At 67.0% G+C, this 9,813-nt stretch carries 11 protein-coding genes; 6 read left to right on the top strand and 5 right to left on the bottom strand.

The window, feature by feature from the left end:
• Both WAW85_RS13105 and WAW85_RS13100 read right to left on the bottom strand, forming a co-directional pair.
• Positions 1 to 1,088 (bottom strand): 2,4-dienoyl-CoA reductase FMN-binding domain-containing protein (locus WAW85_RS13105; protein WP_422560045.1); only part of this gene is annotated, 1,088 nt, incomplete at its 3' end.
• A 26-nt stretch (positions 1,089 to 1,114) separates the two neighbouring features.
• Positions 1,115 to 1,660 carry a PadR family transcriptional regulator gene (locus tag WAW85_RS13100; RefSeq protein ID WP_422560044.1) on the bottom strand — a complete coding sequence of 182 codons (546 nt, stop codon included), beginning with the start codon at positions 1,658 to 1,660 and terminating at the stop codon, positions 1,115 to 1,117.
• Between the two features lie 110 nt (positions 1,661 to 1,770).
• Here WAW85_RS13100 and WAW85_RS13095 point away from each other — a divergent pair, with 110 nt between their 5' ends.
• Positions 1,771 to 2,688, top strand: a complete 918-nt coding sequence (locus WAW85_RS13095) for an SMP-30/gluconolactonase/LRE family protein (RefSeq protein WP_422560043.1) — start codon at positions 1,771 to 1,773, stop codon at positions 2,686 to 2,688.
• Positions 2,689 to 2,711: 23 nt separating this feature from the next.
• On the opposite strand, the gene WAW85_RS13090 is transcribed toward WAW85_RS13095, so the two are convergent.
• From WAW85_RS13090 to glp, 3 genes are read right to left on the bottom strand one after another with little or no spacing between them, the layout of a single operon-like run.
• Positions 2,712 to 3,119 (bottom strand): molybdenum cofactor biosynthesis protein MoaE, encoded by a 408-nt coding sequence (locus WAW85_RS13090; RefSeq protein ID WP_422560042.1) that lies wholly within the window; start codon positions 3,117 to 3,119, stop codon positions 2,712 to 2,714.
• On the bottom strand, positions 3,112 to 4,113 hold the full coding sequence (gene moaCB, locus WAW85_RS13085) for a bifunctional molybdenum cofactor biosynthesis protein MoaC/MoaB (protein WP_422560041.1): 1,002 nt from the start codon (positions 4,111 to 4,113) through the stop codon (positions 3,112 to 3,114). Before moaCB ends, WAW85_RS13090 begins: the two co-directional genes overlap by 8 nt.
• Positions 4,098 to 5,273, bottom strand: coding sequence for a gephyrin-like molybdotransferase Glp (gene glp / locus WAW85_RS13080; protein WP_422560040.1), 1,176 nt, complete (start codon positions 5,271 to 5,273; stop codon positions 4,098 to 4,100). Before glp ends, moaCB begins: the two co-directional genes overlap by 16 nt.
• Positions 5,274 to 5,385: 112 nt before the next feature.
• On the opposite strand from glp, the gene moaA reads away from it, so the two are divergent.
• From moaA to WAW85_RS13055, 5 genes are all read left to right on the top strand, one after another.
• The gene (gene moaA / locus WAW85_RS13075) at positions 5,386 to 6,360 is read left to right on the top strand and encodes a GTP 3',8-cyclase MoaA (RefSeq protein ID WP_422560046.1); all 975 of its coding nucleotides are present in this window, start codon (positions 5,386 to 5,388) and stop codon (positions 6,358 to 6,360) included.
• On the top strand, positions 6,353 to 6,601 hold the full coding sequence (locus tag WAW85_RS13070) for a MoaD/ThiS family protein (RefSeq protein WP_422560039.1): 249 nt from the start codon (positions 6,353 to 6,355) through the stop codon (positions 6,599 to 6,601). Before moaA ends, WAW85_RS13070 begins: the two co-directional genes overlap by 8 nt.
• Before the next feature lie 79 nt (positions 6,602 to 6,680).
• Entirely contained in the window at positions 6,681 to 7,427 is a 747-nt protein-coding gene (gene modA / locus WAW85_RS13065) for a molybdate ABC transporter substrate-binding protein (protein ID WP_422560038.1), read from the top strand.
• 10 nt (positions 7,428 to 7,437) lie between these two features.
• Positions 7,438 to 8,256: an ABC transporter permease gene (locus tag WAW85_RS13060; protein ID WP_422560037.1), complete on the top strand. Its 819-nt coding sequence runs from the start codon at positions 7,438 to 7,440 to the stop codon at positions 8,254 to 8,256.
• 137 nt (positions 8,257 to 8,393) lie between these two features.
• Entirely contained in the window at positions 8,394 to 9,767 is a 1,374-nt protein-coding gene (locus tag WAW85_RS13055; protein ID WP_422560036.1) for an MFS transporter, read from the top strand.
• Positions 9,768 to 9,813 lie beyond the last annotated feature (46 nt).

Below are 9,813 nucleotides of genomic sequence, written 5' to 3'. Positions count from 1 at the left end.
CACGAGACCTTCTTGCCGACGAAGGCGTGGTCCAGGCACGCCTGATTGCAGCCGATGCAGGTGTTGATTTCATCGGACCGGCCCTGCTCGGCCTTATTTGCGAAGTCCGGATCGGCCAGCAGCGGGCGCGCCATGGACACCGCGTCCACCCGGCCGCGCTCGAGGATCTCTTCGGCGAATTCCGGGGTGTTGATGCGGTTCGACGCGATGAGCGGGATGTCGACGACGTCGCGCAACCGCTCGGTGAACTTCACGAAGGCGCCGCGCGGCACCGAGGTGACGATGGTCGGCACCTGGGCCTCATGCCAGCCGATATCGGTGTTGATGGCATCGACGCCGAGGTCTTCTGCCTTCTTAGCCAGCAGCGCGATCTCGTCGAAGGTCTGCCCGTTCTTCACGAAGTCGGCGACGGACTGGCGGAGGATCACCGGGAAGTCGCGAGGCACCTGCGACCGCACCTCCTTGATGATCTCCACCAGGAAGCGCTGGCGGTTCTCGGTGGTTCCGCCCCATTTGTCGGTGCGATCGTTGGTGTGCGGGCACAGGAACTGGTTGATCAAGTAGCCCTCGCCGCCCATCAGCTCGATCGCGTCGTACCCGGCGCGACGGGCCAGCTTGGCCGACTGGCCGAAGGTGCGGATCACGTGCCGAATCACCGTCTCGGTCATCTTCAGGTGCTTGAACGGGTGGATCGGCGACGGTGCGCTGCCCGGTGCCACCTTCAGGGGCGTGTATCCGTAGCGGCCAGCATGGATCAGCTGCAGGGCGATCTTGCCGTCTTCGGCGTGCACCGCCTTGGTGAATTCGCGATGCCGGAGCACGTCGGCGTGGTTGGTCAGCTTGCCGGCGAACGGCAGCAGCAGGCCGGTACGGCTGGTGGCGAAGCCGCCGGTGATGATCAGACCGGTGCCGCCGCGAGCGCGTTCGGCATAGTAGGCCGCCAGCTTGGGCGTATCCCAGACCCGATCCTCCAGACCGGTGTGCATGGAGCCCATGACGATGCGATTACGCAGCGTCATGCCACCGATCTGCAGCGGCTCGAAGAGCTTAGGGAAGTGAACGTTGGGGGCGCTGGCCGGGGCTGACATGGCGACCTTTCTCTTGATGGAGTCGGTTATTGGGTGAGTTCGCGCGAGAGGCCGGCGATGGTCTCGTCGCACCAGTCGACGGTGGCCTCCGAGGCGCGCACACCGCCGCGCAGCACCAGGTACTGGTGCAGCTTGCGGCCGGTCAGCGCGTCGGGGTCGGGGTAGTAGTCGCGCTGGAAACCGCGATACAGCTCGAGCATGGCGTGGGCTTCGTCGCGGTGCGCGGTGAGTTCGGCGAGGACCAGGGCAAGGTCGCCGAACTCGGCGGCGCGCAGTTTGACGCCGAGGTCGCTGCGCAGCGGCACCACCGGTGTCGGGCTGGCGACCCACTGGGCCAGCAGGTCCCGGCCAGCGTCGGCGATCGAATAGACCTTCTTGTCGGGCCGGCCATCCTGGGCGACGTCGTGGTAGGTGACCAGGCCGTCGGCACTGAGCTTCTTCAGCGTTCGGTAGATCTGCTGGTGCGTGGCCGACCAAAAGTGGCCGATCGACCGCTGGAACTGCTGGCCGATCTCGTAGCCGGTCCCCGGACGCTCCGCAAGGGAGACGAGGATCGCGTGGTCGAGGGCCATGAATCGACCGTATCAATGCATCGTGTTGCTATGCAACAAAGTGCCTATCTTTTTGATAGAGGGGACCAATGCCTCAGGTATCGGCCGCACTTTGTTGGTATGAAAGGGGCGTGACTGATTTCCGACGAATCGCCCTGCCCGGTAACGGCCCCGAAGATGTGGTGTGCCTGCCCGACGGCCGGATCATCGCCGGACTCGACGACGGCAGGCTCGTGGCCGTCGTTCCCGGAGACGACGCCGTCGAGGTTCTCGCCGACACCGCGGGCCACCTCCTCGGTCTGGAGGCGCTGCCCGACGGCTCGATCGTGATCTGCGATCACGACCGCGGGTTGCTGCATCTGGAGGGTGGTCGCGGACGCCCGACGGTCCTGGTCGACACGGTCGACGATCGGCCACTCCGGTTCGCCTCCAACGTCGTCGCCGCCGCCGATGGGACGCTGTATTTCACCTCCTCGTCGCAGCGCTTCACCATCGACAATTGGCGCAGTGACTTGATCGAGCACTCCGGCAGCGGCCGACTGATCCGCCGCACGCCGGACGGCAAAGTGGATGTGCTGCTCGACGATCTTCAGTTCGCCAACGGACTGGTTCTCGCCCCCGACGAGTCCTTCGTCCTGGTCGCCGAGACCGGTGCCTCGCGGATCACCCGCTATTGGCTGACTGGCGACCGGACCGGCGAGGTGGAGGTAGTGCTCGACGATCTGCCCGGCTATCCCGACAATCTGTCGATCGGCAGCGACGGATTGGTGTGGTGCGCGCTCGCCGCCCCGCGGAACCCGGTGCTGGAGGGGATCATCAGACTCCCGCCGCGTGCCCGCAAGATCCTCGCCAAGGTGCCCGAGCGCCTCGGTCCGAGCCCGGAGGACGTGGTCTGGGTGATCGCCTTCGACTTCGACGGAAAGATCGTGCACGATATCAAGCCCGAAGGCGTCGACTACACCTTCGTCACCAGCGTCGCCGAGCGGGACGGTGTGCTGTACTTCGGCACCATCGTCGACAATGCGCTCGGTGTCTACCAGTTGGCCTGACTCTTCGGGCCCGGACGCGCCGATTATTTTGTGCAGGCCGCGACCCACGCGGTGTCGCCGTCGGTGTAGGTCTCGTGCTTCCAGATCGGCACCTGGGATTTGATCTCGTCGATCACCTGGGCGCAGACGGCGAAGGCTTCGCCGCGATGCGGTGCAGCGACGGCGACGACGACGGCGAGTTCGCCGATGGTGAGATCCCCGACGCGATGCTGTGCCGCGACGCGGATATCGGCGGTGCGGTGGCGGGCCAGCACCTCCTGCAAAAAGCGGTCGGCCGCTGGATGCGCCTCGTAGCGAAGCCCGCGGACAGAACGACCGCCGTGCTGGTTGCGGACGACGCCGGTGAAGGTCACCAGCGCACCGTCGGCGGCGGAAAGCACTCGTGCCTCGCAGACGCGGGGATCGAGCGGCTGATCACCGATGTCAGTCATCGTGCCCGGCCCCCTGCGCCAACTCCAGCAGGTGACCGAGGATCGGTGCGAGGACGTCCAGGCCGTCGCGGACTCCGCCGGACGAGCCCGGCAGATTCACCACAAAGGTGCCGCCAGCCAGTCCGGCCAGACCTCTGCTGAGCGCGGCCAGCGGCGTGGTGGCGCGGCCTTTGTCGCGGATAGCTTCGGCGATCCCGGGAAGCGCGGTGGTGAGTAGCGCAGCGGTGGCCTCCGGCACCAGATCGTCGACGGTGGGCCCGGTACCGCCGGTGGTCACCACGACGGCGGGGTGGGTGGCCAAGACCCGACGCAATTCACCAGCGAACTCGGTATCGGCGATGACGATTGCCGGATCGGGCGAAAGTCCCTGGGCGGCAAGCCATTCGACGATCACCGGCCCGGTGGTGTCTTCCCGCTGTCCCGCCGCGCAGCGGGTGGAGGAGACCAGTACGACGGCGCGCTGAGTGTCGTGGAGCGGCACCTGTCCGGGTGCGGCTGCCGACTCCCGACGCCAGTGTCCGCGGCGGCCCCCGCTCTTGGACTGCAGCGTGATCCCGGTCAGTTCGGAGGCTGGGTCGAGGGCTTTGACCATGTCGTGCAGGGTCAGTCCGGCGACGGCAACCGCCGTCAGCGCTTCCATCTCGACCCCGGTGCGGCCGGTGGTCGCGGCGGTGGCGGTGATGGTGATCTGGGTGTCGGACAACGTGAAGTCGACCGCGACCTTCGACAGCGACAGTTGATGACACAGGGGGATCAGGTCGGACGTGCGCTTGGCGCCCTGGATGCCCGCGATGCGGGCGGTCGCCAGGACATCGCCCTTGGTGATGCCGCCGCCGCGCACGGCCTCGATCACTTCGGTGGTGGTGCGAAAGACACCGCACGCGGTGGCCACCCGTTTGGTGACCGCCTTCGCCGAGACGTCGACCATCGCCGCGGTGCCATCGGCACGGAGATGGGTCAGTCCGGCGGCCCCCGCGGCTATGTCATCGGCCATGTGGTCACCTCGGCTCCGGCGTCGAGCGCCGTGGTGTCGGCATCGATCTCGATCAACAGGTCGGCGGCAGCGGCGGTGACCATCAGATGACTGCCCGGCCCGCCGATCGGGACCACCTGGCCGTCGTCGTTGGTCACACCCCGCAGGAACTGGGTCTTGCCCGCCACCGAGGTGACGGCCCGGGCCAGCGTGGCCTGCCCGGCGGGGATCGCTGGTAGGCCGGCGAGTTCCCGGAGAGTGTCGCGGATGAGGATTTCGAAGGAGACGACGATGCTGACCGGGTTGCCCGGCAGCGCGATGATCGGCGTCTTGTGCCAGGTCGCCAAACCCTGGGGTCCGCCCGGCTGCATGGCGATAGGCCCGAACCAGCCGTGCGGTTGCAGGAGCTGGCGGACAGGTTCGCGCTCGCCCATCGAGACGCCGCCCGAGGTAATCACCACGTCGGCATCCTGGCACGCAGCGGTCAGCACCGCCGCGAAGCTGTCGTCATCCCGCGCGGACGCGATGAAGATGACCTGCCCGCCATGCTTGGCGGCAAGTGCCTGCAGCACAAGAGAATTGGACTCAAAAACCTGTCCGCCGACGGGTTCCGTCCCGGCGAGGATCAGTTCGCTGCCGGTGGAGATCACCGCGACCGCGGGGCGCCGATGCACTGTGATCGACTCGACGCCGCTGGCGGCCAGGGCGCCGAGATGACGTGGGGCGAGCTGCACGCCCGCACCGACGACGACGTCGCCGGCGGACACGTCATCGCCGGCCGACCGGACGAATGCGCCACTGGTCGTCGACTCGTGCAACAGCACCGAACCGTCGCGCTCGGTGGTCTGCTCCACCGGGATCACCGCATCGGCCCCGCTGGGCAGGGGGGCGCCGGTCATGATCGCCATGGCAGTGCCGACCGCCAGTGTGCTCAGTGCGCCATCTCCGGCGTAGATTCGGCCGCGCACCGGCAGCGTCGCTCCGGCGGTCACGTCGGTGGCGCGGACGGCGAAGCCGTCCATCGCCGAGTTGTCGAACAGTGGCAGTGAGTAGGGGGCCGTGACCGGTTCGGCGGTCACTCGGTCGAGGGCCACGCGCACCGGAATGGTTTCAGTGCGCGCGAGACCGGAAAGCCGTTCGGCTACCTGGGCACGGTGGTCGGCGATCGGTCGGCGGGTCACCACCTCACCCTAGTTCACCGGTCCGCCCAGACCCGGCGACCATTAACGGCACGGCAATTCCTGCTAACGTCGACGTGTGACGATCGCAGATCCGCGGACGCAGTCGGTCTTGATGGACGGACTGGGTCGGCGCGCGCGTGATCTGCGGATTTCCCTCACCCAGGCCTGCAATCTGCGCTGCCACTATTGCATGCCGGCCGAGGGGCTGGCGATCCTTCCTCGGGAGGAACTGCTCTCCGCCGACGAGGTGGTGCGGCTGGTGGATGTCGCCGTTGACCAACTGGGGATCGACGAAGTGCGACTTACCGGCGGCGAGCCGCTGATCCGCCGCGATCTCGAAGCGATCATCGCCGCCATTCGCACTGCGCACCCAGAAGTGCCTGTCGCTTTGACCACCAACGGACTGGGTCTGGCCCGCCGCGCGAAAGAACTCGCTGCAGCGGGGCTGTCGCGGATCAATGTCTCGCTGGACACGGTGGACCGCGAACTGTTCGCCGCCATCACGCGGCGCGACCGGTTGCCCGACGTGATCGCCGGTATCGACGCCGCCGTCACCGCGGGGCTGGCACCGGTGAAGATCAATGCCGTTGCGTTGCAACAGAATCTTGACCGGGCATCGGAACTACTGCGCTGGTGCCTGGACCGGGGTCTGGCCTTGCGTTTCATCGAGGCGATGCCACTGGATGCCGAAGGCACCTGGGACCGCAACAGCTACGTGACGGCCGCCGATCTGCTGGCCGCCCTCGGCGAGGACTTTGCACTGACGGCCGTCGGTCGGGAAGACGCAGGCGCACCGGCCGAACGCTGGCGGGTCGACGGCGGCCCCGGCACCGTCGGGATCATCGCGTCGATGTCCCGATCGTTCTGTGGGGCGTGCGATCGGACGCGGATCACCGCGGAAGGGCGCGTGCGACCGTGCCTGTTCTCCGACGACGAGATCGATCTGCGGTCGATTTTGCGCGGTGGTGGCGACGACGCCGATTTGATCGCCGCGTGGCGCGAGGTGACCTGGCGTAAGTCGCCCGGGCACTTGCCCGCCGATATCCTGACGCATCCGCGCCGCTCGATGGGAGCGATCGGTGGCTGAGACCGTCGTCGTCACCTACTTCGCGGCGCTGGTGGATGCCGTCGGCTGCCACCGGGAAGAACTCACGGTCACCGAGGCGACCGTTGGTGGGCTGCGCCGCGCCGTGGCAGCGCGGCACGGCCGCCGGGCCGGTGAACTCGCCGGCCACTGCTGCGTGCTCGACGGCGACGACCTGCTGCGCGACGATGCTGCGCCGATCGGCGGCGAGGTGGATCTGCTGCCGCCGTTCGCTGGCGGGTGAGCACTTCCTGCGGCAGCATGGGGCCTCCGACGGCACCACCGTCGCGCGCCGAACGACTACTCGATTTACAAGGAGCACCATGAACTGGCACATGTCATTGCGCGCCACCGTCGCGATCGCAGCGATCGTCGGACTGGCCACAGCAAGCGCCGCATGCGGCAGCAGCGACAGCGATGAGCACAGCGTTCGGGTCATGGCCGCAGCTTCGCTCGTTGACGTGATGAAGCCGATGACGCAGGCCTATGGCGACGAGCATGGCGGCGCCGAGGTACAGGTCGACGCGGCCGCGTCGTCGGCGCTCGTGCAGCGTCTCGAGTCCGGGGCCAAGGCCGACGTGTTGATCACCGCTGACACCACGACCATGGACAAAGCGGTGGCCGCGGGTGTCGCCAAAGATCCGGTCATCATCGCGACCAACAAACTGGTCATCGTGGTGCCGGCGGGTAATCCGAGCAACGTGACTGGACTGGAGTACTTCACCGCCGCGGGCCACCGTACGGTGATCTGTGCGAGCGAAGTGCCGTGCGGTCGTGCGGCTGAGACGGCGATCAGCGCCATCAACGGCACCCCACAGCCGATCAGCCGTGCAGTGGACGTGCGTGCCGCGCTCGGGGCGGTGACCAGCGGGGAGGCCGACGCCGCCCTCGTTTACGCGACCGACGCGACGTCGGCCGGGGACAAGGTGGAGACCATCGAGATCCCCAACGCCCCGGTGGTGGAGTACCCGGCAGCGGCCCTGACCGATAACGGCAAAGACTTCGTGAACCTGCTGAGTTCAGACAAGGGCAAGCAGATTCTGACCGATGCGGGCTTTGGCGCCCCCTGAACGCGGTGACGTGCCTGAGCCGCTGACCCCGCGGGCGTACCGGCCGAACACTCGGCTCCCGGCACCGATCGCCGGTGTCGGGATCGTGGGTTTGGCGGTGTTGGTTGCCCCGCTGATCGCCCTAGCCTGGGCGGCACCGTGGGGGCGGATGTGGGAGCTGCTGACCGCGCGAGCGGCGCTGGAAGCGCTGTGGCTCTCGCTGAGCGCCGCGCTGCTGGCCACGGTCTTAGCCTTGATCCTCGGCGTGCCACTGGCCGCGGTACTGGCCTCCGGTGCGATCACACCCACCCGGCTGGTTCGGCTGCTGGTGATCGTGCCCATGGTGATGCCGCCGGTGGTTATCGGCACTGCGCTGCTTACCCTGCTCGGCCGTCGCGGGCTGCTGGGCCAATACCTCGATGCGTGGTTCGGCTGGACGCCGACGTACACCTTCGCGGCGGTGGTGATCGCCCAACTCGTGGTCGCTATGCCGTTTCTCGTGGTCAGCGTCGAGGCCTCGCTGCGCAGCCGCAACATTGACGCCGAAGAGGCCGCGTACACGCTCGGAGCGAGCAAAATGACCACCTTCTGGCGGGTAACCGTGCCCAATATTCGGTCCGGAATACTCGCGGGCGCGGTGATGTGTTTCGCGCGGGCGCTCGGCGAGTTCGGTGCGACGGTGACCTTCGCCGGAAACGTCGAAGGCGTCACCCAGACGATGCCGCTGTCGATCTACCTGGCACTACAGCGGGACAGTGATTCGGCCATCGCGATGGCGATCGGACTCGTCGTATTGAGCGTTGTGGTGCTCGTCATGATGCGGGGTCGGTGGATGCCCGCGCTGGGTTGACCTGCGGCTAGTGAACGCACACTCGACGCCGCCGCGCTGAGAGATCTTCCTTACTCGAGGGAGACAGCAGTGCGTTCGATCGGGAAACATCACCTTCGTAGATTCGCCTTCATCGGCAACTCGAGAAGGAGAACCTTATGGCGCGTAAGAGAACTCATACCCTGACCAACTTCGATCCCGAGGATGTAGCGGCCTGGGAGAGTGGCAACTCGGCGATCGCCCGCCGCAATCTGATCTGGTCCGTGGCAGCCGAGCACGTTGGTTTCTCGGTGTGGTCGCTGTGGTCGGTGATGGTGCTGTTCATGCCGGAGAACGTCTATGGGATCACCCTCGGTGACAAGTTCCTGATCGGGGCCGTCGCGACCCTGACCGGGGCACTGCTGCGCTTTCCGTACACCATGGCCACCACCCGCTTCGGTGGCCGCAACTGGACGATCTTCTCGGCCGTGGTGCTGGTGATCCCGGTGACCGCCACCCTGGTGCTGCTGGCCAACCCCGGCCAGCCGCTGTGGATGTACCTCGTGGTGGCGGCCTTAACCGGGATTGGCGGCGGCAACTTCGCCTCGTCGATGACCAACATCAACGCCTTCTACCCGCAGCGACTGAAAGGCTGGGCCCTCGGGCTCAATGCCGGCGGCGGCAATCTAGGCGTGCCCGCCGTGCAGTTGCTCGGTCTGCTGGTGATCGCGGTGGCCGGCAATCGGCAGCCCTACTGGGTGTGCGCCGTCTACCTGGTGGCACTGGTGATCGCCGGTATCGGCGCCGCGCTCTACATGGACAACCTGGAGGGGCCGGGCGTGGACATGGCCGCCATGCGGGCCGCGGTCGCCAACCGGCACACCTGGACAATCGCACTGCTGTACATCGGAACCTTCGGCTCATTCATCGGTTTCTCGTTCGCCTTCGGGCAAATGCTGGCGCTGAACTTCCGGGCGGACGGCCAATCGGCCGCTGAAGCCGCACTGCACGCCGCGCAGATCGCCTTCATCGGCCCGCTGCTCGGATCGATCAGCCGCGTCTACGGCGGTAAGCTCGCCGATCGGTTCGGCGGCAGCTCAGTGACCTTCGCAGTATTCATTGGCATGCTCGGTGGTGCCGCCGTGCTGATCGCTGCCGGCACCTCGGTGGCCCTGTGCGCGGTCGGCTTCGTGATCCTGTTCATCCTATCGGGGATGGGCAATGGTTCGGTCTACAAAATCATCCCGTCGGTGTTCGACGCCGCCGCCCGGTCCCTGCCGCTCGATGAAGCCGGCCGCGCCGCCTACTCGCGCTCGATGTCCGGCGCGGTGATCGGTATCGCCGGCGCCGTCGGTGGTCTCGGTGGTGTGGGTATCAACCTGGTGCTCCGCCAGTCGTACGCCAGCACCGGCGCGGCCACCTGGGCATTCATCATCTTCGCCGGCTTTTATGCCGTCGCCGCAGTGACCACCTGGCGCGTCTACCTCGCCGTCCCACGCACGGACGCTGCTGCCACTGCTCCGGCCGGGGAGTCTGCGACAATCACTTCATGACCAGCCTGACCGGATTTACCGTCGCCGTCACGGCTGCCCGCCGCGC

It is taken from the genome of Gordonia sp. (in: high G+C Gram-positive bacteria) (assembly GCF_049299075.1).
GTDB lineage: Bacteria > Actinomycetota > Actinomycetes > Mycobacteriales > Mycobacteriaceae > Gordonia.
Note: the sequence above shows the minus strand (reverse complement) of the source record. Positions and strands in the feature narration are given on the sequence as shown.